We start from the raw sequence: 23,335 nt of genomic DNA, 5'->3' as shown, positions 1-23,335 counted from the left end.
CTCCGTGAGGGCGACAGGATAAACCTTAAGTCGCGATCGCGGAGGCTGGAAACGCTCATGGTCTATAAGTGGACGACCGCCAGGTCCAGCCGGGGATATTCACTGTCAGCGTGTTCGCTTCTCGGCGGCACATGGTGGACTTTCATCACCTGGTCGCCTTGCAGCGTCTCCAGATGGATATCAAAACCCCACAGCCGATGCAGGTGCTTCAGCACTTCGTCCGTGGAATCGCCGAGGGGTTTACGGTCGTGCTGTTGATGACGCAGGGTCAGGGAGCGATCGCCGCGCCGGTCAATGCTGTAGATCTGCACGTTGGGTTCGCGGTTGCCGAGGTTGTATTGCGCGGCGAGGGTTTCACGAATCACCTTGTAGCCGGTTTCATCGTGGATGGCGGGCACGAGTAGGTCGTCCTTCTGATCATCGTCGAGGATACTGAACAGCTTCAGGTCACGGATCACCTTGGGCGACAGGTACTGGAGGATGAAGCTCTCGTCCTTGAAGCTGCTCATCGCAAACTTCACCGCCGTGAGCCAGTCGGTGCCGGCCAGATCAGGGAACCAGTGGCGGTCCTCCTCGGTCGGGTGCTCGCACATCCGCCGGATGTCCTGGTACATGGCAAACCCCAGCGTGTAGGGATTGATGCCGCTGTAATAAGGACTGTCGAAGCCCGGCTGGTAGACAACACTGGTGTGTGAGGTCAGAAATTCCAGCATGAACCCGTCAGTCACCAGTCCCTCGTCGTACAGATCATTCATCAGCGTGTAGTGCCAGAACGTCGCCCAACCCTCGTTCATCACCTGGGTCTGACGCTGCGGGTAAAAATACTGGGCGATCTTGCGGACGATGCGCACCACCTCACGCTGCCAGGGCTCCAGCAAGGGCGCGTGCTTTTCGATGAAATAAAGGATGTTTTCCTGAGGCTCGGCGGGGAAGCGCGAGAAATCCTCCTTGTCGTTCTTGCTCGCACTTTTCGGAATCGTGCGCCACAGGTCGTTGATCTGCTTCTGCAGGTGCTCCTCCCGATCCTTCATCCGGCGGCGTTCTTCCTCCGCCGAAATCGGATAGGGCCGCTTGTAGCGATCAACGCCGTAGTTCATCAGCGCATGGCACGAGTCGAGCAGATCCTCGACCGCGTCGATCCCATGGCGCTCTTCGCACTGCATGATGTATTGCTTGGCGAAGACGAGGTAATCGATGATCGAGCTGGCGTCGGTCCAGGTGCGGAACAGGTAGTTGCCCTTGAAAAAGCTGTTATGCCCATAGCAGGCGTGAGCCACAACGAGCGCCTGCATGCAGATGGTGTTCTCTTCCATCAGATAGGCGATGCACGGGTCGGAGTTGATGACGATCTCGTACGCCAGACCCATCTGCCCGCGGGAGTAGGATTTCTCCGTGCTGAGGAAGTGCTTGCCGTAGGACCAATGGTGATAACCCAGCGGCATGCCGACGGACGCATAGGCGTCCATCATTTGCTCGGCGGTGATCACCTCGATCTGGTTGGGGTATGTGTCCAGCGCGTAACGTTCGGCGATGCGGCTGATCTCCCGGTCATAGGCCTGGATCAGTTCGAACGTCCACTCTGAACCCGTGGAGAGGGGTTGGCGCTTCTGCTCTCTAGCGGTCATGTCACTAACCTGCGCTGGAAGAGTTCACGGAACACCGGATAGATATCACCGGCAGAGACCAGCTGCTGCTGGGCGAACGTGTCGGCGAAGGCTTCGCCGATGCGCTCGTATTCGAACCACAGCGCCTGATGTTCGCGCGGGGTGATTTCGACGTAGGTGTAGTACTGCACGAACGGCATGATCTGTTTGATCAGGATGTCGCGGCAGATGGGCGAGTCATCGTTCCAGTTGTCGCCGTCCGAGGCTTGCGCTGCATAGATATTCCATTCGTTGGTGGGATAACGCTCGGCCATGATTTCCTGCATCAGCTTCAATGCGCTGGAAACGATGGTGCCGCCCGTTTCCCGAGAATAGAAAAACTCTTCCTCGTCGACTTCCCGCGCGCTGGTGTGGTGGCGGATGAAGACGACTTCGATCTTGTCGTAGTTACGCTTGAGGAACAGGTACAGCAGGATGAAGAAGCGCTTGGCGATGTCCTTGGTCGCCTGAGTCATCGAACCGGAAACGTCCATCAGACAGAACATCACGGCTTTGGAGCTGGGATTCGGCTGTTTGACCAGCAGGTTGTATTTGAGGTCGAAGGTGTCCAGATACGGAACGCGACGAATCCGCGCCTGAAGTTTCGCGGCCTCGATTTCCAGCTCCTGAATGTCACCGAAGTTGTCGGGCTCCTCGATCCTCAGGCGTTCAAGTTCAGCCTGCACTTGCCGCAGCTTGGCCCTGCTGCTGCCCGACAGGGCGATACGCCGCGCATGTGCCGAGCGCAGTGTACGGATGATGTTGATGCGTGACGGGTTGCCTTCGTTACTGATGCCCGCGCGAACGGTCTTGAACGTGTCAGTGCCGCTCAGGTTGCGCTTGACCAGATTGGGCAGCTCCAGGTCCTCGAACATGAATTCGAGAAATTCTTCCTGAGTGATCTGGAACACGAACTCATCCATGCCTTCGCCGGAGTTGCCCGCCTTGCCAGGCCCTTTGCCACCGCCACCCCCTTGGGGACGTGCGATGTGCTCACCGGTGGTGAACTCCTTGTTACCCGGATGAACCACCGTTTGCTTGCCGCCGCGACCATGGTGCAATACCGGTTCGTCTATATCCCGCCCCGGAATACTGATCTGTTCGCCATGCTCCATATCGGTAATGGAGCGCCGGCTGACGGCTTCTTCAACTGCCTTCTTGATGTGGTCACGATAACGGCGAAGAAAGCGCTGCCGATTCACCGTGCTCTTGTTCTTGCCATTGAGACGTCGGTCGATCACATAGCTCATAGGCCCCTCCGGGGAGCTTCAAGTTGTGAGCCGCAAGCTGCAAGTAGAAGCAATTATCTGGATAGCAGATGACGTGCTTTCTTCCTGCAGCCTGTGGCTTGACGCTTGCAGCTGCCTTACTGCGATTTCCGGACCCGTAGGTACCATTCGGAAAGAAGCCTTACCTGTTTATCGGTGTAGCCCCGCTCGACCATTCGTGTGACAAAGTCGTTGTGCTTCTGCTGATCCTCTTTGCTGGCCTTCGCGTTGAAGCTGATGACCGGCAGCAGGTCTTCGGTGTTCGAGAACATTTTCTTCTCGATCACCACCCGCAGCTTCTCGTAGCTCAGCCAGGTCGGGTTCTTGCCGTTGTTATTGGCGCGGGCACGCAGCACAAAGTTGACGATCTCGTTGCGGAAGTCTTTCGGGTTGCTGATGCCGGCCGGTTTTTCGATCTTCTCCAGTTCCTCATTCAACGCCACGCGGTTGAGGATCTCGCCGGTTTCCGGGTCGCGATATTCCTGATCCTGAATCCAGAAATCCGCGTACAGGACATAGCGGTCAAAAATGTTCTGGCCGTATTCGCTGTAAGACTCGAGGTACGCCGTCTGGATTTCCTTACCGATGAACTCAATGTAGCGGGGCGCCAGGTACTCCTTGATGAAGCGCAGATAACGCTCGCGGGTTTCGGCCTGGAACTGCTCCTGCTCGATCTGCTGCTCCAGCACGTACAGCAAGTGAACCGGGTTGGCAGCGATTTCGTGAGGATCGAAGTTGAAGACCTTCGACAGGATCTTGAACGCAAACCGCGTAGATAGGCCGTTCATGCCTTCGTCAACACCGGCGCTGTCGCGGTATTCCTGAATCGACTTGGCTTTCGGGTCGGTATCCTTGAGGTTCTCGCCGTCGTACACCCTCATCTTCGAATAGATGTTGGAGTTGTCCGGCTCTTTAAGCCGCGACAGCACAGTGAACTGCGCAAGCATTTTCAGGGTGTCCGGCGCGCAGTGGGCTTTGGCCAGCGAGCTGTTGAACAGCAATTTGTCGTAAATCTTGATCTCGTCACTGACCCGCAGGCAGTACGGCACCTTCACGATGTAAATCCGGTCGATGAAGGCTTCGTTGTTCTTGTTGTTTCGGAAGCTGTGCCATTCCGATTCGTTGGAGTGGGCCAGCAAAATACCGGTGAACGGAATCGCGCCGAGGCCTTCGGTACTGTTGTAGTTACCTTCCTGGGTGGCGGTCAGCAGCGGGTGGAGCACCTTGATCGGCGCCTTGAACATTTCCACGAATTCCATAAGGCCCTGGTTGGCCCGGCACAGCGCGCCTGAATAACTGTAAGCGTCGGCGTCGTTCTGTGGGTACTCCTCGAGCTTGCGGATATCGACCTTACCCACCAGCGCTGAAATGTCCTGGTTGTTCTCGTCACCGGGCTCGGTCTTGGCGACGGCGATCTGGTTGAGGATGGAAGGGTAGAGCTTGACCACCTTGAATTGACTGATGTCGCCGCCGAACTCGGCCAGTCGTTTGGTCGCCCATGGCGACATGATGGTGTTCAGGTACCGCCGCGGGATGCCGTAGTCCTCTTCGAGGATCGTCCCGTCTTCGGTGGGTTTGAAAAGGCCCAAAGGGGATTCGAAAACCGGCGACCCTTTGATGGCGTAGAACGGTACTTTTTCGACCAGCGTTTTGAGTTTTTCAGCCAGGGACGACTTGCCGCCGCCTACCGGGCCAAGCAGGTAAAGGATCTGTTTCTTCTCTTCCAGGCCTTGAGCGGCGTGGCGGAAGTACGAGACGATTTGCTCGATGCAGTCTTCCATGCCATGAAAGTCTTCGAACGCCGGATAGCGCCGAATGACCTTGTTGGAGAAGATTCTGGACAACCTGGAGTTGGTCGACGTGTCGAACAATTCAGGCTCACCGATGGCCATCAGCAGACGCTCTGCGGCGGAAGCGTATGCGCTGCGGTCGGTTTTGCAGAGCTCGAGATACTCCTGTAGCGAGAGCTCTTCCTGCCGTGTCGATTCAAAGCGTTGTTGGAAGTGGCTAAAAATACTCATGACGTCACCTCGCTCGATACGTGGAGCCGGCGGCGGATCGTCAGTCGATGCTGGATGGAAGCCGATCACGCGGCTGCCATTACCCCCCAAACACCATAAAAGTAGCTACCGATGACCCACGCGCCGGTGTACCGGCTCTCCCCTGATTCGGATGGCCTGAGGCTAAGAGTAGTTCGGATTCGGGCACAGAAAGAAGCAATGGGGATGAAGAGGGCATACCCGTTCGTCAGATGAGGGCGCGAGCCCGCGTAGGACGCGGGATAGCGGTCAGCAAAAATATTTTTCGATCAGCCTTGTGCGGTTTCTTCAGGAAATTTGGTTTTCCACAACTCGAAACCGCCATCCATGCTGTAGACCTCGGAGAAGCCCTGACCTACAAGATAGGCTGCTGCACTCTGGCTGGAGTTGCCGTGGTAGCAGAGGACGACCAACGGTTTGTCCAGATCGGCCTGACGGATGAAGTCGGCGATGGAATGGTTGTCGAGGTGATGGGAATCCGGGATGTGCTGGGTCGCGTAGGTCTGCGCGTCACGCACGTCCACCAGCACGGCGCCTTGTTCGCGCAGGGCATGGACTTGTTCGGGTGAAATGCGTTTGAAGTCAGTCATGGCTCGGGCTCCTGGGCCGTCGGGTCCTCGAACGGTCGAGAACGTAGTGAGATCTTACTGCTGCAGTGGAACGGGCTCGCTGACGGGGAATGCCGCAGGGGCGGGTGCCTTCGCGTTGCCATGCTCGTCGCATTCGCAGCGAATCAGCGCGCGAGTGTCGACATTAAGCAGCGTCATCGCGCCGCCCCAGACACAGCCTGTGTCCAGCGCATACACGCCCGGTTCGTCACATCGGCCTTCAAGCGCGGCCCAGTGCCCGAAAATGATACCTACGCCTTTGGTTTTGCGCTCTTTGTGCTTGAACCACGGCGCGTATCCCGCCGGCGCGCTGTCGAGGCCTTCCTTGCTCTTGAGATCGAGCTTGCCGTCGCTGGTGCAAAAACGCATGCGCGTGAAATAGTTGGTGATGACCCGCAGCCGGGTGACGCCGTGCAGATCCTTGTCCCATTTCGCAGGCTCGTTGCCGTACATGCCGTCGAGAAAGGGTTCGAAGCGATTGTCGTCGCGCAACGCTTCTTCCACTTCCTCTGCGCAGCGCAGGGCTTTCTTCAGCGTCCATTGCGGCGGGATTCCGGCGTGTACCAGTGCGATGTCGCGTTCGGCGTCGTAATGCATCAGCTTCTGTTGGCGCAGCCAGTCGAGCAGTACGACGGCGTCCGGCGCTTCCAGAATCTCCCGCAGGGTGTCGCCTTTTTTCAGGCGCTCGATGTTGCGTCCGGCCGCCAGCAGGTGCAGGTCGTGATTGCCCAGCACGCAGACGACGGAGTCGCGCATGGCGTAGAGATAACGCAGGGTTTCCAGTGATTGCGGTCCTCGGTTGACGAGGTCGCCGACCAGCCAGAGCGTGTCTTTGCCGGGCTCGAATGCAACGCGTTCGAGCAGGCACTTCAGCGGTTCAAGGCAGCCCTGCAGGTCACCGACTGCGTAGACCGCCATCAGTGAAGCGCCCCCGGGACGGCCAGACGGAACGGAGCGATGACAGCGTCGAAGCGCTTGCCGTCTTCTGCGAGCATTTGATAAGTGCCCTGCATGTTGCCCACCTTGGTGGTCATCACGGTGCCGCTTGTGTAGGTGTGGCTTTGTCCAGGCTGGATCAGCGGTTGCTGGCCGACAACGCCATCGCCGCGCACCTCTTCAACCTGGCCGTCGCCGTCGGTGATGACCCAATGGCGTGACAGCAACTTGGCTGGCAACCCGCCGTTGTTCTGCACGGTGATGGTGTAGGCGAAGGCGAAACGGTTGTGCTCAGGCTGAGACTGTTCGGCTAGGAATCGGGTCTCGACGCTGACGTCGACCTGGTAACGAGAATCAGACATGCAAGAGGCCTTAGAAGCGAAAGCGGAAATAGCCGGAAGTCGTCCGGTTGGAAATCAGTCTAGGACATGTCGCGGATAAGCAAGTACAGAGGCTTTGACCGGACATGTCCCGAGAAGGTCAGGCGGCGACAGGCTTTTCGCTGAGCTTGTCGGCCAGGCGCACAAACGCCGCCAGGTCCAGCTGCTCCGGACGCAGGCTGCCATCGACACCGGCTTCGGCGATCTCTTCGCTGGTCAGCAGGGCTTTCAATGTGTTGCGCAGAGTCTTGCGGCGCTGGTTGAACGCTTCACGGACGACACGCTCAAGCACGCGGTGATCCTTGGCCGGGTGCGGCAGGGTTTCATGGGGCACCAGGCGAACGATGGCCGAATCCACTTTCGGTGGCGGATTGAACGCGCCGGGGCCGACGTTGAACAGATGTTCCACGCGACAGTGATACTGAACCATGATCGACAGGCGACCCCAATCACCGCCACCCGGACCTGCCGCCAGACGCTCGACCACTTCTTTCTGCAGCATGAAGTGCATGTCGCGGATCAGGTACGCGTTCTGCAGCAGGTGGAAGATCAGCGGCGTGGAGATGTTGTACGGCAGGTTGCCGACGACCCGCAGGCTGTTGGGTGCGGCATTCAGGCTGGTGAAGTCGAACTTCAGCGCGTCACCCTGATGCAGGCTGAAATTCGGCTTGCTGCCGAACTGATGCATGAGGATCGGCACGAGGTCTTTGTCGAGTTCGACGACGTCCAGTTGCGCACCGCTGTTCAGCAGGCCCTCGGTCAGGGCGCCTTGTCCCGGGCCGATTTCCAGCATGCGGTCTTCGGTCTTGGCACGAATGGAACGCAGGATCTTGTCGATCACGCCAGCGTCATGCAGGAAGTTCTGGCCAAAACGCTTGCGCGCCTTGTGTTGGTATTGCTCGTTCATGAATGGGTCTCGGCCATCTGATAGGCGGTTTCCAGAGCGACCCTGAGGCTGCCGGTGTCGATCTTGCCGGTGCCCGCCAGATCCAGCGCCGTGCCGTGATCCACGGAGGTGCGAATGATCGGCAGGCCCAGCGTGATGTTGACGGCGGCGCCGAAGCCTTTGTACTTCAGCACGGGCAGGCCCTGGTCGTGGTACATCGCCAGCACTGCGTCGCAGTGCTCCAGATATTTGGGGGTAAAGAGCGTGTCGGCAGGCAGCGGGCCATGTAAGTCCAGGCCCTCGCTGCGCAGACGCGCCATAGTAGGTTCGATGATGTCGATTTCTTCGCGGCCCAGGTGGCCGCTCTCGCCAGCGTGCGGGTTCAGGCCACAGACCAGAATCCGCGGGCGGGCGATGCCGAATTTGCTGACCAGATCAGCGTGCAGGATGCGCGTCACGCGCTCCAGCCGATCAGCAGTGATTGCGTCGGCAACGTCACGCAGGGGCAGGTGAGTGGTCACCAGCGCTACGCGCAAATCACCGGTCGCCAGCATCATCACCACCTGTTCGGTGTGAGTCAGCTCGGCAAGGAATTCAGTGTGGCCGGAGAACGCGATGCCACTGTCGTTGATTACGCCCTTGTGCACGGGCGCGGTGATCATGCCCGCGAAGTGGCCGTCCAGGCAGCCCTGGCCCGCTCGAGTCAGGGTTTCGAGCACGAAACCGCCGTTGGCTTTGTCGAGCTGGCCGGCAATCACTGGTGCCTGAACCGGCGTGTCCCATACATAGAGACTGCCAGCGGGGGCGGGCACATCGGGCCAGACGGCGGGCGTGACAGGAATCAGACTGACAGCCACCCCCAACCGGGCGGCCCGCTCGGTGAGCAGGTCGCAGCTGGTAATGGCAATCAGGGGATGGGGCTGGGACTGCGCGGCGAGCAGCAGGCAAAGGTCTGGACCGATGCCGGCCGGCTCGCCGGGTGTCAGGGCGAAACGCTGGGGTTTCACTTGGCCGCCTGATCAGCTCCGGGGAGCTTGATCTCGACGTAGGCTTCATCACGGATCTGACGCAGCCAGGTTTGCAGCTCTTCGTCGTACTTGCGGTTACGCAGTACGGTCATCGCCTGTTGCTCACGCGCCTGACTGGTGCTGTCAGTCGAGCGACGGCCCATGACTTCCAGAACGTGCCAGCCGAATTGAGTCTCGAACGGCTTGGACACGACACCCTGAGGCGTCTCGTTCATGACGTCGCGGAACTCCGGAACCAGCGAGCGCGGGTCAACCCAGTTCATGTCGCCGCCGTTGAGCGCCGAACCCGGGTCTTCGGAAAAGCTCTTCGCCAGCTCGCCGAAGTCTTCGCCATTCTGGATGCGATCGTAGATACGTTGCGCCAGCAGCTTGGTCTCGGCTGGGCTACGGATTTCGCTTGGCTTGATCAGGATGTGACGAACGTGAACCTCATCGCGCATCTGGGTCTGAGTCTCGCCGCCGCGTTTTTCCAGCAGTTTGAGAATGATGAAGCCGCCCGGTGTGCGTGCAGGAGGCGTAACTTCACCTGGACGCATCGACGACAGCATGTCGCCGAACGGAGGTGGCAGCTGGGCCGCTTTACGCCAGCCCATGTCACCACCGTCCAGTGCACTTTCGCTGGCCGACGACGCGATCGCCATCTGCTCGAAGTTCGCCCCCTGCTGCAGCTTGCCATAGAGGTCTTTGGCTTTGGCTGCAGCGGCCTGAATCTGATCCGACGTCGCACTGTCCGGCGTCGGGATCAAAATGTTGGCCAGGTGAAATTCTTCGGAGAACTGCGCTTTGCCCAGATCGGAGGCGAGGAAGTTTTTCACTTCCTGCTCCGAGACCTGAATGCGCTCGGCAACCCGGCGCTGACGCACACGGCTGATGATCATCTCCCGGCGGATCTGCTCACGTGCGCTGGTGTAGGACAGACCGTCGTGGGTCAGTGCAGCCTTGAACTGGTCAACGCTCATGTTGTTGCGTTGAGCAATGGTGGCAACCGCCTGGTTCAGTTCTTCATCGCTGATGCGAATGCCGGAGCGTTCGCCGATCTGGATCTGCAGGTTTTCCAGGATCAGACGATCCAGGACCTGAGATTCCAGTGCGCTGGCGGGCGGAACACCCTGCCCGCGCTTGGCGATGGTTTGCTGAACCTCACGGGTGCGCTGGTCGAGCTGGCTTTGCATGACCACGTCGTTGTCGACGATGGCAACTACCTTGTCGATGGTGCGCACTTCAGCGTGCGCAACGGTACCGATAAGCAGCGCGCCCAGCATCAGCGGGCGCAGACAATCAGAAAGCTTGGTCTTCACGTTCACGATAACCTTGGATGCCTTTGTCGAGGAAGCTTTCAACTTTTTGGCCAACGACGCCGCCAAGTCCCTTCAACACGATTTGTAGGAAGACGCCGCGGTCGCCTTTTTCGTTCTGCGGTATCTCTTGGGTGGACTCGTCATAGTCGACCCAGTACCGGTTGATCAGACGCAGCTTCCAGCAGCAGTTGTCATATTCAAAACCACCAAAGGCTTCGAGGGTACGGTCACGGTTGTAGTCGTACTGCCAGCGGGCGATTGCGCTCCACTGCGGAACCACAGGCCAGATGACCGAGAAGTCATGTTGCTGAATCTTGTAGTAGTCCTTGATGACCCTGCCATCCGGGTAGGTGTAATCACCCCCGCCTACGCTCCACTTACCGGTGGTCTGGTCATAACGGACCTGGTCGTTGCGATAGCGATAGCCAGCGTTGATGACCTTGCCCGGTTCGTCTTCAGGCTGGTAGTGAAACATTGCACTGCCCGAGCGAGTGCTGCGGCTGTCCGGGTCCCAGTTGAAGTCCGACGTGGCACGCCAGTCGCGGTTGAAGCGGTATTCGTATTCCAGAGCATACGGAGACACGTCGGACTGAGCGTCCTTGCGGTCTTCGAAAGCAATACCTGGCAGCTGCACCTTGCGGTCGGCGAAGTACACCGCCTGACCGACGCTGACGCGTTGACGTTCGAAACCGTTGTCTTCGATCCAGCGGTTGGTCACGCCCAGCGACAGTTTGTTCTCGTCGCCGATGCGGTCGGAGCCGACGAAACGGTTGTCGCGGAACAGTGAGCTGTAATTAAACGTGGTTTCGCCACTGTCGAAGATCGGAATGTCGCTCTGATCTTTCTCTGGAACATAGAGGTAGTACGCACGAGGCTCCAGCGTCTGGCGGTAGTTTTTACCGAACCAGTTGGTGTTGCGATCGAAGTACAAGCCGCTGTCGACGCTGAAAATCGGCACCGCGCGGTCAACGCCGCTGTCAAAGTTCTCACGAGTAGTCGAATTCAGATTGGCATCGGAAGCCAGGTAAGCCTTGCCTTGCCCGTCCAGATCCAGGTCGTACTTGGTGTAAACGTACTTCAGTTTCGGGGTGACGAAACCATAGCTGGCGGTCAGCGGAAGGCTGATGGACGGCGCGAGGTTCAAGCGATCGCCGTTTGCGCGAGCCAGACCCGTGACGTTCGTATCCAGTCGATTGCTGAGAATGCCGTCTTCATCGCTGTACTGGCCAGTGCGCAGATCACGATCGAAGCGAACCAGCTCAGTCTCGTAATCGAACTTGAAGCCAGCAGGCTGAAATGGCAACGTGCCGTTCAGCGTGAGCTGAGGCAGGCGGCCATAAGGCGTGATCTGAGTCACGGTGGTCAGCTGATACTGCTGGGCATTCAGCGTCGCAGTGTAGTTGTCACCACGGTAGTAAACAGCCCCCTGCTGGTTCAGGAAGTCCTTGGTGCTGACGCCTTCCTGACCGCTTTTCAGGTCCTTGAAGTAGTAAGGGTCACTGACCTTGGTGTAGTCGATCTTGCTGGTCAGGCGTGAATCCAGACCACTGCGATCCTGCCAGTTGTACATCCAGCGGGTGTCTTTATAGTCCGACTGCAACTTGCGATCGTCGTTGTCGTCGTTCAGGTAAGCCGCACCGAACTGACCTTCGCTGGTCTTGGTCAGGTAACGGAACTCGCCTTCCAGCAACAGACCACGTTTGGCCATGTAGGTCGGGTACAACGTGGCGTCGTAGTTCGGCGCCAGGTTGAAGTAGTACGGGGTGAGCAACGAGAAGCCGGTGTCGCTGTCTGTACCGATGGTCGGTGGCAGGAAGCCGGACTGGCGACGGTCGTCGATCGGGAAATAGATATAAGGCGTGTACAGGATCGGAATGTCATGAACGCGCAGTGTGGCGTTGGTGGCAGTACCGAAACCGGTGGCTGGGTTCAGGGTGATGTTGTTGCCCTTCACGGTCCACGCGTTGCTGTTCGGTTCGCACGTGGTGTACGTGCCGTCCTTCAAGCGGATGATCGCGTTCTCGGCACGGCGGGCGTACAGGGCGTTACCGCGAACGTTGTTCTTGTGCAGCACGTACTCGGCGTTGTCGACTTTGGCTTCGCCGGTGTCGAGCTGGACTTCAGCGTGGTCGCCGACGATCAGGGCACCGTTGTCGCGCAGACGGACATCGCCGTTCAGCTCGCCACGGTTCTCGGCCTGATGCAGGCTGGCTTCGTCAGCCTCGACCTGCATGCTGCCCTGACGCAGGACAACATCACCGGCCAGGGTCGCAACCTGTTCTTCCTGCTGATAACGCGAAGCCTTGGCGCCGATGAAAGTCGGTGCGTCGCTCTTCGGCGTCTTGTCGTCCATGCCCGGACGGATCGGTTCGATGTAGGCGCCCGAGCAGTACGGACCGGTCTCGGCCAGTTGGGCTGCGGTCAGCTTCTCGCGCGGAACCCAGTCCAGGTGGCTGTAATCGGCACTACGCGATTTCAGGCCACGGCCCTTGGCCTCGGTGACCAGCATCGTTTTGGGCACGACTTCGCCATCGGAGGTGGTGGTCGTCTGACCGCCATCTGCCGTGCTGCTGTTGGACGAAACACTGTTGGCGTCGTGCACGGGGCGCGGAGGCAACTGGGCTGCGTTGGTTTTCGGAGAGCAATCCCATGCACCTGTTGCAGACACCGAGCAGTCATACTGTTCGGCGGCAACCACGTACGGGACGGCCAGGGGTTGCATCGCCAGCAAACTGCCGGTTACGAGCAACGGAAATTTTTTACGAAACGCGGGGGATTTCAATGCCATCTTATTAGTCCGGGCTTCCTGCGCGCCATCTGCCCGCGGGGGGGCCGCACGCCTCTCGATGGGCTGAAAAAGATGTCGGATAATAAAGCATGACCCGCTTGACGGCTAGCGCCGTCGGAGACCCTTGCAATGCCAGATCAAGATGTACGCCTGCAACACCTGAAAGTTTGGCTCGAAGAGCAGCTCCCGCGTTTATTTGAGGCTCATGGCTGGGGCCCGATACCCCCGGCCACGTTGACTGCCGCCAGTAGCGACGCCAGTTTCCGGCGCTACTTTCGCTGGGAGGGGGAGGGCCGCACTTTTATTGTCATGGACGCGCCGCCCCCCCAGGAAAACTGCAAACCCTTCGTGGATATCGCTCATTTATTGAGCGGCTCGGGCATTAATGTTCCGAAAATTTATGCCGAAGACCTGAATCAGGGCTTCCTTTTGTTGAATGACCTGGGTCGTCAGACTTACCTGGATGTCATCGACGAGCAAAACGCCGATCGGCTGTTCATGGACGCAATCGACGCACTGCTCGCGTACCAGCAACTGCCGATGGACGCGCCGTTGCCGAGTTATGACGTGGCACTCCTGCGCCGCGAACTGGAGCTGTTTCCCGAGTGGTACGTGAAGCGTCATCTTGGCGTGGAGTTCGATCAGGCGCAGCAGGCCAGTTGGCAGGCTGTCAGCGATCTGCTGATCGAGAGCGCGCTGGCCCAGCCGAAGGTGCTGGTTCACCGAGATTACATGCCGCGCAACCTGATGTTCAGCGAACCGAACCCTGGCGTGCTGGATTTTCAGGACGCGGTTTACGGCCCGGTCACCTACGACATCACGTGCCTGTTCAAGGATGCATTCCTGAGTTGGCCGGAGGAGCGCGTAGCGGACTGGCTCAAGCTGTATTGGAATAAAGCCGCTGCGGCGGGTATCCCGGTGCAGGACGAATTCGATGAATTCCGTCGTGCCAGTGATTTGATGGGCGTGCAGCGGCATTTGAAGGTGATCGGTATTTTCGCCCGCATCTGCCACCGTGACGGCAAGCCACGCTACGTCGCCGACGTGCCGCGCTTCTTCTCTTATATAGAAGCGGTGTTGGCGCGACGCCCGGAGCTGGTTGAGTTGAGTAATCTGTTGACCAGCCTTGGCCATACAAAACCGACACAGGCAAAACCGGCATCTGTTGTGTAATGGAATGGATTGCAATTGAAGAGGGACTGCACGTGAAGATTGTCTTGATGAGGGCCGCATGAAAGCGATGATTCTGGCAGCGGGCAAAGGCGAGCGCCTGCGCCCGTTGACCCTGCACACGCCCAAGCCGCTGGTGAGTGCCGGCGGTGTTCCACTGATTGAATATCACCTGCGCGCGATCAAATCGGCTGGCGTTGAAGACGTTGTGATCAACCATGCGTGGCTGGGTCAGCAGATCGAAGACCATCTGGGCGACGGCCGCCCGTGGGGCCTGAATATCCGCTATTCCCCCGAGGGCGAGCCGCTGGAGACGGGCGGAGGAATCTTCCGTGCGCTGCCGCTGCTGGGAGACGAGCCTTTTCTGGTGGTCAACGGTGATATATGGGTCGATTTCGATTTCAGCTCGTTGATGAAGCCGCTCAAGGGGCTTGCCCATCTGGTGCTCGTGGATAACCCGCCACATCACCCCGGCGGCGATTTCGCGCTGGTCGACGGGCAGGTGCATGACGACGCGACTCAGCCGCGCCTGACCTACAGCGGCATTGCGGTGCTGCATCCGCAACTTTTCGCGGGCTGCACTGAAGGCGCGTTCAAGCTGGCGCCCCTGCTGCGTGACGCCATGGCGAAAGGCCTGGTGACCGGCGAGCGTTTTGCCGGGCGCTGGGTGGATGTCGGTACCCATGAGCGCCTGGCAGAAGTCGAGCAGATGCTTGCGGTGAAACCCTAGATGCTGTGGCCATTCACGGTGGTCGGCGGTGGCGTCGGGTATCTGATCGCCAGCATTCCCGGCGCCATGCTCGGTGCCCTTCTGGGTCAGGCCCTTGATCGGCGACTGCATTTCCGCAGCTGGGCGGAGATGCGCGAGCGTGCCAATGGCCGCACCGTGCCGCGTGATGACGAGCTTATTTTCATGCTGCTGGGGCGTCTGGCGAAGAGCGATGGCCGGGTGGTGGACGGGCATATTCAGCAGGCGCGGGTTGAAATGCGCCGACTGGACCTCAGCGAGGCGGCGCAACGGCGGGCAATCCAGGCGTTCAATCGGGGCAAGGACGGGCGTGACAATTTGCGCGTTCACCTCACGCGCCTGAAAAACCAACCCCATGCGGCAGAAGGTTTGTTGCGTGCCTGTTGGCGCATGGCGTGGGCGGATGGCAGGGCGTCGCGCTCCGAACGCGAATTGATTGTGCTGTGGGGCAAGTGGCTTGGCTGGCCTGCGGGCAAAGTCGAAGGGTTGTCATCTACCGAAGACGAACAACGTTCGCGGGGCGCTCCCGCCAGCAGTGGCGGCGAGTTCCAGGACGCGCTGCGTTTGCTGGGTGTGAAAGCGGATGCGGAGCCTGCGCAGATCAAGCGCGCCTACCGTCGATTGCTGAGTCGTCACCACCCGGACAAAATCGCCGGCAGTGGCGCCAATCAGATACAGGTTCGTGATGCCACCGAAAAAACCCGCGAGCTGCACCACGCCTACGCGGTCATTCGCGATCGGCGCGGGTTTCGCTGAGGCTTTGGGTTTGGATGCTGCCCGCAGCACGGGCAGCATTGCAGGCGATAAGGGTTACTTCGCGGCGTCCCCCTCCAACCACCCCCGAACGCGACGAAACAGCTGATCCTGCTCCATCGTCGGGTTCCCCGGAATCGCACTCAACGCAACCTGGGTAAACCGAGCGTTTTTGTTTCGTTTGCTGGCGTCCAGACGGTCTTGTGCCTGCTGGCGCGGCACCGAACGGTCTTTGTTGACGAAGTCGGCCGTCGGGACTTTCAGCGTGGGCAGCAGCTCCACCAGCGACGGCGTTTCCTTGCCGGTGTCCACGGGCGTGACCATGACCAGGCGTTGAACGGCCGGCGAGGGCCGCTCGCTCATGTAACGCGCCGCCCAATATGCCCCGCTGCCGTGGCCGAGGAGGACGATGCTGCGGGCCTTTTTCTGCTGGGCGAACGCCACGGCACTGTCGATCCGGGCGAAGATTTTCTCGGCGTTGGCCTTGGCCAGCTCGGCTTGGGCAGCGGCCTGTTCGGCGGCGGCTGCAGCCTCCGCCTCGGCAGTGGCTGCAGGATCCGGCGCCTTCACCGGCGCGTCCTTGGGTTTATCACCCGTAGAGGCCGCAGCTGGAGCATCCGCCACGCGCGCGAATACGCCGTCATTGTGAGCGTCCGGCATGCTCAGGCTGAGGCTGGACCACCCGACGTCCGGCAACTTGCGACGCAGCGGCGCTACCGCAACCGGCCAGTCCGCTGACTCATCGGCGCCCGGCACGATGATCACCGCGCCTTTGGGTTCGTCGGCGTTTGCCGGTTTCCACAACGCGAGAAACGTCTCGTCGCCCGCCTGCAACTGCTGTTGCTCGGCTTGCGGCACCTGACGCTCCAGCGCCAGGGTGTCTTCTTCAGTGCGCGACGGCAGTGCGGCCCGCTCGACCGGCGCTTCAGCAGGCTTGGCGTCTTTATCCGGCGCCGGGTCCGCAGCCATGGCGAGCGGCGAGCAAGGTAGTATCAGCGTCAGGCACAGCGCAGGAAATAGTGCGCGAAGGGTGTAGGACATCGAATATTCCAAAGGCCGGAAACAATTCCGGCAGACTAATGGGTTGATGGCTGTTTGTCAGGCCGGGCAATCGCCGCGCCTCAGCGAACGACTGGCACAGAGCATGAAGAGCATGATTGGCATGGAATTCAGGAAAATGGAGACGACAGTTTGAGGATCCGTGCGCTGTGCCTTCGGGTTATCGGCGACACCCGCGCGCTCTTGATCGGCCTGATGCTGATCGCGCTGCCGATGTCGCTCCATGCCGCTGTCTCGGCTACCCAGGCCGACCCCTTGAGCCGCGAGCAGCGGGACTGGCTGAACCAGCGCGGGCAATTGCGCGTCGGGCTCGTCCTTCAAACGCCTTACGCCCAGCTCGATCGTCGCGCTCAGCAGTTGTCCGGCGCGAACGTCGACCTTATCAATCTCATGGCCAAGACCCTTCAAGTGGAGCTTCTGTGGCGCAGTTATGCCGATCAGAGCGAGCTCGAAAAAGCCCTCGCCGATGGCCAGATCGACTTCGCGCCCGGCCTGACCCAGACGCCCGCCGGCTTGCGCCTGTGGCTGTATTCCGATCCGTACATGCGCGTGCCGCAACTGATCGTCGGCGAACGTGACGGCGCCGGCGCGGTGGATCTGGAAAAACTCGACAGCCAGGTGCGTGTCGCCGTGCGCATGCCCAGTGCCACGGCTGACTACCTGCGCAGCAACTACACCCACCTTAATCTCCAAGGCGTACCGCTCGAGCGTCAGGCTTTGCAACTCTTGCTCAGTCAGCAGGCACGTTACGCCGTCATCGATGAGGCGCAGCTCAGCCGTCTGTCCCGTGAGGCGGAGTTTGCCGGGCTCGCCGTGGTGGGCGACATCGGCTTTCCGCAATTGCTGCGCGTGGCTTCCCGACGTGACACGCCGCAGCTCGCCGAGATTATCAGCCAGGCATTAAACGCCATTCCGGCCCGGGATCTCGAACAGTTGCATACGCAGTGGCTGCAGCCCAAATACCCGCAGATCAGCGAGTCGCCGGGGCTGTGGAAGAACATCGCGCTGCTGCTGTTGGTCCTGCTTCTGGCCAGCGCGGCGATTGTTTACTGGCAGCGCAAGCAACAGCAGCAACTGGAGAAACAGCTGCTTGGCGCGCGAGATGACATCGCCAGGCGCCTGGCAGGGGAAGAGGCATTAAGGCTGGCGCAATTCTCCATTGATCAGAGCACCGTCGGCATTCTCTGGGTCCATTGGGACAGCCATGTGCGCTACGCCAATCAGGCCGCCGAGACCATGCTGGGTTATGCGCCCGGCGGAGTGGTGGACCGGCCGCTGATTGATTTCGAGCCGGGGCTGAACATGGACCGCTGGCTCAATCTGTGGAAAACCGCGCGCTCCAGCGAGGAAGGGCCGCAGAACTACGAAAGCAATTGCGTGCGCGCCGATGGCAGCATCCTCCCTGCGGATGTGTCGTTGAGCTTCCTGCGCTTTCGCGACGCCGAGTATCTGGTGGTGTTCATCACCGATGTGACCGAACGGCGTCGATCCCTCGCCGCGCTGCAGGAAAGTGAAGCGCGCCTGCAGGTGCTGGCCGAGCAGTTGCGCGAGCTTTCGGCGCACCTGGAAACCGTGCGCGAAGAAGAAAAGGCCCGGATCGCCCGGGAAGTTCACGACGAGCTGGGTCAGATGCTGACTGTGCTCAAGCTCGAAACGTCCATGTGTGAACTGGCCTACGCCGATCTTGACCCTGGCCTGCGTGATCGGTTGAACAGCATGAAGCGCCTGATTGCGCAGTTGTTCCAGTTGGTGCGGGACGTGGCGACCGCGCTGCGGCCACCGATTCTCGATGCAGGCATCGCCTCGGCCATTGAGTGGCAGGCCCGGCGCTTCGAAGCACGCACCCAGATTCCGTGCCTGGTGCAGGTGCCGGACAACCTGCCCAGCCTGCCGGACGCCACGGCCATCGGGCTGTTTCGCATCCTTCAGGAGTCGCTGACCAACGTCATGCGCCATGCCGAGGCGCACACGGTCGAGCTGAGCCTGACGCTGAGCGATGACGTGCTGTGCATGCGCATCGCCGATGACGGCAAGGGCTTCGATCTGCGCGCCGAGCGTCCGGCATCGTTCGGGCTGGTGGGCATGCGTGAGCGGGTTCTGATCATGGGCGGGCAATTGCATCTGGACACCTTGCCCGGAGAAGGCACAACCTTGCGCATCCACATTCCGCTGGACCCGGTCGCTCAGGAGCACGTGCATTGATTCGCGTATTGGTTGCCGAAGACCACACGATTGTCCGCGAGGGCATCAAACAGCTGATCGGCCTGGCGAAGGATCTGCAGGTGGTCGGGGAGGCCAGCAATGGCGAGCAGTTGCTGGAGGCGTTGCGCCACATCCCGTGCGAGGTCGTGCTGCTGGATATTTCCATGCCGGGGGTCAACGGTCTGGAGGCGATCCCGCGGATTCGTGCGCTAAACAATCCGCCTGCCATTCTGGTGCTGTCGATGCACGACGAAGCGCAAATGGCCGCGCGGGCCTTGAAGGTCGGCGCCGCCGGTTACGCCACCAAAGACAGCGACCCCGCCTTGTTGCTGACGGCGATTCGGCGCGTGGCCGCGGGCGGGCGTTACATCGACCCGGACCTGGCCGATCGCATGGTGTTCGAAGTCGGACTGACGGATCACCGTCCCTTGCACTCGCTGTTGTCCGAGCGCGAGTTCTCGGTGTTCGAGCGCCTGGCCCAGGGCGCGAACGTCAACGACATCGCCCAGCAACTGGCGCTGAGCAGCAAGACCATCAGCACCCACAAGGCGCGCCTGATGCAGAAGCTGAAAATCAATTCGCTCGCCGAGCTGGTGAAGTATGCGATGGAGCATAAGTTGGTCTGAGGCGCCGGGTCTAAAAACGACCTTCCCTGCGCCTGTGCTGACGTGTTCGCGGGCAATCGCGCTCCTGCGGAATTACCGCAATCCCTTGTAGGAGTGAGCTTGCTCGCGAAAGCGTCGATGAAGGCAACAAATCCCTCGGATAAGTCATGCCTATCCCCGCCATCCCTGTAGGGCAATCCCTACCCGAAACCTTCCACCCCACCTAGGCCATTCTCTCTCACGCCCCGATTTGCGCGGCCTTCAGGCTCATCTAGGCTTGATCCCTACGGTGGATCAAACAAAGGTGTGGGCAATGAGCAACGTCGATTCAAGCGCTGGGGCGAGTGATGTTCTGGTCAGCTTTCGCGGTGTGCAAAAGAGCTATGACGGCGAAGCCCTGATCGTCAAAGACCTCAACCTGGATATTTGCAAAGGCGAATTCCTCACCCTGCTCGGGCCGTCCGGCTCCGGCAAGACCACCAGCCTGATGATGCTCGCCGGCTTCGAGACGCCCACCGCCGGGGAGATCCTGCTGGCCGGCCGCTCGATCAACAACGTACCGCCGCACAAACGCGACATCGGCATGGTGTTCCAGAACTACGCGCTGTTCCCGCACATGACCGTCGCCGAAAACCTCGCGTTTCCGCTGTCGGTGCGCGGCATGAGCAAGACCGACGTCGCCGAAAAGGTCAAACGCGCCCTCGACATGGTGCAGCTCGGCACCTTCGCCCATCGTTATCCCGCGCAGTTGTCGGGTGGCCAGCAACAACGTGTCGCGCTGGCCCGGGCGTTGGTGTTCGAACCGCAGTTGGTGCTGATGGATGAACCCCTCGGGGCGCTCGACAAACAACTGCGCGAACACATGCAGATGGAGATCAAACACCTGCACCAGCGCCTGGGCGTGACCGTCGTTTACGTCACCCACGATCAGGGCGAAGCGCTGACCATGTCGGACCGCGTCGCGGTGTTCCATCAGGGCGAGATCCAGCAGATCGCCCCGCCGCGCACCCTTTATGAAGAGCCGAAAAACACTTTCGTCGCCAACTTCATCGGCGAGAACAACCGCATCAGCGGCACCTTGCTCAGCCAGAGCGGCGACCGCTGCGTAGTGGGCCTTGCGCGCGGCGAAAAAGTCGAAGCGCTGGCGATCAACGTCGGTGCCACCGGCAGCCCGGTCACGCTTTCTATTCGTCCGGAACGCGTGAACCTCAACGGCCGCAGCGAGAGCTGCGTCAATCGCTTCTCCGGCCGTGTCGCCGAATTCATCTACCTGGGCGACCACGTACGGGTGCGTCTGGAAGTGGCCGGTAAAACCGATTTCTTCGTCAAACAGCCCATCGCCGAGCTGGATCCGGCGCTGAGCGTTGGCGATGTCGTGCCCATTGGATGGCAGGTCGAGCACGCGCGCGCGCTGGACCCGTTGCTGGATGCCCATTGATACACCCGCGTGACGCGTCAACCGAAGAACCCAGAGGCGAGCCAAATCGCCCCCCATCGCTTAACCAACATTGTTCGTGGAGAGAAAAACTGATGCTCAAGACATTGAAGCTCACCGCCTTATCGGTCGGCATGATGTGCGCCGCGCAAACCATGGCAGCGGACCTGACGGTCATTTCCTTCGGTGGCGCGAACAAGGCGGCCCAGGAAAAGGCCTTCTACGCACCGTGGGAAAAAGCCGGCAACGGCAAGATCATCGCCGGCGAATACAACGGTGAGATGGCCAAGGTCAAAGCCATGGTCGACACCAAGAGCGTGACCTGGGATCTGGTGGAGGTGGAATCGCCAGAGCTGTCCCGTGGCTGTGACGAAGACATGTTCGAGTCGCTGGCGTCGGTCGATCTCGGCAACAAGGACAGCTACGTGAAGGGCGCAATCTCTGAATGCGGCGTAGGCTTTTTCGTCTGGTCCACCGTGCTGGCCTACAACGCCGACAAGCTGAAATCCGCACCGACCGGTTGGGCCGATTTCTGGGACACCGAGAAATTCCCGGGCAAGCGTGGCCTGCGCAAGGGCGCCAAATACACCCTGGAATTCGCCCTGATGGCCGACGGCGTTGCGCCGAAAGACGTCTACAAAGTGCTGGGGACCAAGGAAGGCCAGGACCGCGCCTTCAAGATGCTCGACAAGCTCAAGCCAAGCATTCAATGGTGGGAAGCGGGCGCACAGCCGCCTCAGTATCTGCAATCGGGCGACGTCGTGATGAGCTCGGCCTACAACGGTCGCATCGCTGCCGTGCAGAAAGAGAGCAACCTGAAAGTGGTCTGGACCGGCGGCGTGTATGACTTCGACGCATGGGCCATTCCGAAGGGCGCGAAAAACGCCGAAGAAGCGAAGAAGTTCATCGCTTACTCCCTCAAGCCAGAGCAGCAGAAGACCTACTCCGAAAACATCGCTTACGGCCCGGCCAACACCGGCGCGGTCCCGTTGCTGAGTGCTGAAACCCTGAAAAACATGCCGACCACCCCTGAGAACATCAAGGATCAGGTGCAGATCGACGTGAAATTCTGGGCTGACTTCGGTGAGTCGCTGGAACAGCGCTTCAACTCCTGGGCGGCTAAATAAGACCGCAGCCCTGTAAGCGCTTGGTTGTGAGTTAGATCCGGGTGCGTCGTCTGAACTGTCTGAAAGCAGGGCAGGGGACGCGCTCTTTGTTAAAAGATTTCGGAGTTCACTATGGCCATCGCCGTGCCCCTGACTGAAGGTGCCAGCCCGACCCTGAAGCAACGCCTGGCCCGTGCCGAGCGCGTCAATCGCTGGAAGGCTCAGGCGTTGATCGCGCCATTGGTGATCTTCCTGCTGCTGGTGTTTCTCGTGCCGATTGCGGCGCTGCTCTACAAAAGCGTCAGTAACCCGGAAGTGGTGGGTGGCATGCCGCTGACTGTGGTGGAAGTGGCGAAATGGGACGGCAAGGGGCTGCCGCCTGACGCGGTATACAAAGCCGCGAGCCAGGACCTGGCGGAAGCACGCAAGAATCAGACGCTGGGCGATCTGTCCAAACGCTTGAACCAGGAGTTGGCGGGCTACCGCAGCCTGTTGGCGAAAACCGCCCGCGCCATGCCATTCAAGGAAGAACCGGCTTCTTATAAGGAAGCGCTGGAAGCCATTGATGAGCGCTGGGGCGATCCTGCGTATTGGCAGGCGATCCGCCGCAACACCTCAAGCTTCACCCCCTATTACCTGCTGGCCGCTGTCGACCACCGCATCGATGACCTCGGTGAACTGGCGCCGGCCACACCCGACCAGGCGATTTACCTCGACATCTTCGCCCGCACCTTCTGGATGGGCCTGGTGATCACCGTGATCTGCCTGCTGCTGGCCTATCCGCTGGCGTACCTGTTGGCGAATCTGCCCGCACGGCAGAGCAACTTGCTGATGATCCTGGTCTTGCTGCCGTTCTGGACGTCGATCCTGGTGCGCGTCGCCGCCTGGATCGTGTTACTGCAATCGAGCGGCCTGATCAATGGCGCGCTGATGGCCATGGGCATCATCGATAAACCGCTGGAGCTGGTGTTCAACCGTGTAGGCGTTTACATCTCGATGGTGCACATCATGTTGCCGTTCATGATTCTGCCCATCTACAGCGTGATGAAAGGCATCTCGCCAACCTACATGCGCGCGGCGATTTCCCTGGGCTGTAATCCGTTCGCCAGTTTCTGGCGCGTGTACTTCCCGCAGACCTACGCCGGTGTGGGCGCGGGTTGTCTGTTGGTGTTCATCCTTGCCATCGGTTACTACATCACCCCGGCACTGCTCGGCAGCCCGAACGATCAGATGGTCAGTTATTTCGTGGCGTTCTACACCAACACCAGCATCAACTGGGGCATGGCGACGGCGCTGGGCGGTTTGCTGCTGCTGGCAACCGTCGTGCTGTACCTGATCTATAACTGGCTGGTCGGCGCCAGCCGCCTGCGTCTGAGCTGAGGA

19 protein-coding genes are annotated in these 23,335 nt (G+C 60.0%); 8 read left to right on the top strand and 11 right to left on the bottom strand.

Going from position 1 to position 23,335, the window contains the following annotated elements; genetic code table 11:
* Window positions 1-62: 62 nt before the first annotated feature.
* From ACQKEN_RS21525 to ACQKEN_RS21480, 10 genes are all read right to left on the bottom strand, one after another.
* Window positions 63-1,625: a SpoVR family protein gene (locus ACQKEN_RS21525; protein WP_133775468.1), complete on the bottom strand. Its 1,563-nt coding sequence runs from the start codon at window positions 1,623-1,625 to the stop codon at window positions 63-65.
* On the bottom strand, window positions 1,622-2,893 hold the full coding sequence (locus tag ACQKEN_RS21520) for a YeaH/YhbH family protein (RefSeq protein WP_074886967.1): 1,272 nt from the start codon (window positions 2,891-2,893) through the stop codon (window positions 1,622-1,624). The genes ACQKEN_RS21525 and ACQKEN_RS21520 overlap by 4 nt, the downstream gene beginning before the upstream one ends.
* 116 nt (window positions 2,894-3,009) lie before the next feature.
* On the bottom strand, window positions 3,010-4,932 hold the full coding sequence (locus ACQKEN_RS21515; RefSeq protein WP_192173109.1) for a PrkA family serine protein kinase: 1,923 nt from the start codon (window positions 4,930-4,932) through the stop codon (window positions 3,010-3,012).
* 287 nt (window positions 4,933-5,219) lie between these two features.
* Window positions 5,220-5,540, bottom strand: coding sequence for a thiosulfate sulfurtransferase GlpE (gene glpE, locus ACQKEN_RS21510; protein WP_065991333.1), 321 nt, complete (start codon window positions 5,538-5,540; stop codon window positions 5,220-5,222).
* Window positions 5,541-5,594: 54 nt separating this feature from the next.
* On the bottom strand, window positions 5,595-6,476 hold the full coding sequence (locus ACQKEN_RS21505) for a symmetrical bis(5'-nucleosyl)-tetraphosphatase (RefSeq protein WP_427688581.1): 882 nt from the start codon (window positions 6,474-6,476) through the stop codon (window positions 5,595-5,597).
* On the bottom strand, window positions 6,476-6,856 hold the full coding sequence (gene apaG, locus ACQKEN_RS21500; RefSeq protein WP_427688580.1) for a Co2+/Mg2+ efflux protein ApaG: 381 nt from the start codon (window positions 6,854-6,856) through the stop codon (window positions 6,476-6,478). Before apaG ends, ACQKEN_RS21505 begins: the two co-directional genes overlap by 1 nt.
* A 118-nt stretch (window positions 6,857-6,974) precedes the next feature.
* Complete coding sequence (rsmA, locus tag ACQKEN_RS21495; protein WP_427688579.1) at window positions 6,975-7,781, bottom strand: 16S rRNA (adenine(1518)-N(6)/adenine(1519)-N(6))-dimethyltransferase RsmA; 807 nt, start codon at window positions 7,779-7,781, stop codon at window positions 6,975-6,977.
* Window positions 7,778-8,767, bottom strand: a complete 990-nt coding sequence (gene pdxA / locus ACQKEN_RS21490) for a 4-hydroxythreonine-4-phosphate dehydrogenase PdxA (protein ID WP_427688578.1) — start codon at window positions 8,765-8,767, stop codon at window positions 7,778-7,780. The genes rsmA and pdxA overlap by 4 nt, the downstream gene beginning before the upstream one ends.
* A complete protein-coding gene (locus tag ACQKEN_RS21485) occupies window positions 8,764-10,086 on the bottom strand; it encodes a peptidylprolyl isomerase (protein ID WP_427688576.1) in 1,323 nt (440 codons plus the stop codon). Before ACQKEN_RS21485 ends, pdxA begins: the two co-directional genes overlap by 4 nt.
* The gene (locus ACQKEN_RS21480) at window positions 10,067-12,874 is read right to left on the bottom strand and encodes an LPS-assembly protein LptD (RefSeq protein ID WP_427688574.1); all 2,808 of its coding nucleotides are present in this window, start codon (window positions 12,872-12,874) and stop codon (window positions 10,067-10,069) included. Before ACQKEN_RS21480 ends, ACQKEN_RS21485 begins: the two co-directional genes overlap by 20 nt.
* A 129-nt stretch (window positions 12,875-13,003) precedes the next feature.
* On the opposite strand from ACQKEN_RS21480, the gene ACQKEN_RS21475 reads away from it, so the two are divergent.
* Genes ACQKEN_RS21475 through ACQKEN_RS21465 form a run of 3 tightly spaced genes read left to right on the top strand, consistent with a single transcriptional unit; the run spans window position 13,004 to window position 15,548 of the window.
* Entirely contained in the window at window positions 13,004-14,047 is a 1,044-nt protein-coding gene (locus tag ACQKEN_RS21475) for an aminoglycoside phosphotransferase family protein (protein WP_427688572.1), read from the top strand.
* A 58-nt stretch (window positions 14,048-14,105) separates the two neighbouring features.
* Window positions 14,106-14,774 carry an N-acetylmuramate alpha-1-phosphate uridylyltransferase MurU gene (murU, locus tag ACQKEN_RS21470; RefSeq protein ID WP_427688570.1) on the top strand — a complete coding sequence of 223 codons (669 nt, stop codon included), beginning with the start codon at window positions 14,106-14,108 and terminating at the stop codon, window positions 14,772-14,774.
* Window positions 14,775-15,548, top strand: a complete 774-nt coding sequence (locus ACQKEN_RS21465) for a DnaJ domain-containing protein (protein ID WP_427688568.1) — start codon at window positions 14,775-14,777, stop codon at window positions 15,546-15,548.
* 54 nt (window positions 15,549-15,602) lie between these two features.
* Here ACQKEN_RS21465 and ACQKEN_RS21460 read toward each other — a convergent pair whose 3' ends face one another.
* The gene (locus ACQKEN_RS21460) at window positions 15,603-16,586 is read right to left on the bottom strand and encodes an alpha/beta hydrolase family protein (protein WP_427688566.1); all 984 of its coding nucleotides are present in this window, start codon (window positions 16,584-16,586) and stop codon (window positions 15,603-15,605) included.
* A gap of 213 nt (window positions 16,587-16,799) precedes the next feature.
* Here ACQKEN_RS21460 and ACQKEN_RS21455 point away from each other — a divergent pair, with 213 nt between their 5' ends.
* The 5 genes from ACQKEN_RS21455 to ACQKEN_RS21435 all read left to right on the top strand — a co-directional run bounded on the left by ACQKEN_RS21455 (window position 16,800) and on the right by ACQKEN_RS21435 (window position 23,332).
* Window positions 16,800-18,806 carry a PAS domain-containing sensor histidine kinase gene (locus ACQKEN_RS21455; protein WP_427688596.1) on the top strand — a complete coding sequence of 669 codons (2,007 nt, stop codon included), beginning with the start codon at window positions 16,800-16,802 and terminating at the stop codon, window positions 18,804-18,806.
* Window positions 18,803-19,432 (top strand): response regulator, encoded by a 630-nt coding sequence (locus tag ACQKEN_RS21450; RefSeq protein ID WP_133775454.1) that lies wholly within the window; start codon window positions 18,803-18,805, stop codon window positions 19,430-19,432. Before ACQKEN_RS21455 ends, ACQKEN_RS21450 begins: the two co-directional genes overlap by 4 nt.
* A 292-nt stretch (window positions 19,433-19,724) precedes the next feature.
* Window positions 19,725-20,849, top strand: a complete 1,125-nt coding sequence (locus ACQKEN_RS21445; protein ID WP_065991345.1) for an ABC transporter ATP-binding protein — start codon at window positions 19,725-19,727, stop codon at window positions 20,847-20,849.
* Window positions 20,850-20,941: 92 nt separating this feature from the next.
* Window positions 20,942-21,973 carry a polyamine ABC transporter substrate-binding protein gene (locus ACQKEN_RS21440; RefSeq protein ID WP_427688564.1) on the top strand — a complete coding sequence of 344 codons (1,032 nt, stop codon included), beginning with the start codon at window positions 20,942-20,944 and terminating at the stop codon, window positions 21,971-21,973.
* Between the two features lie 111 nt (window positions 21,974-22,084).
* The gene (locus tag ACQKEN_RS21435) at window positions 22,085-23,332 is read left to right on the top strand and encodes an ABC transporter permease (RefSeq protein ID WP_427688562.1); all 1,248 of its coding nucleotides are present in this window, start codon (window positions 22,085-22,087) and stop codon (window positions 23,330-23,332) included.
* Window positions 23,333-23,335: the final 3 nt, after the last annotated feature.

Source organism: Pseudomonas sp. NPDC078416 (assembly GCF_050268485.1).
Lineage (GTDB): Bacteria > Pseudomonadota > Gammaproteobacteria > Pseudomonadales > Pseudomonadaceae > Aquipseudomonas.
The sequence above is the reverse complement of the archived record's forward strand: the minus strand, read 5'-3'. Positions and strand labels throughout refer to the sequence as shown.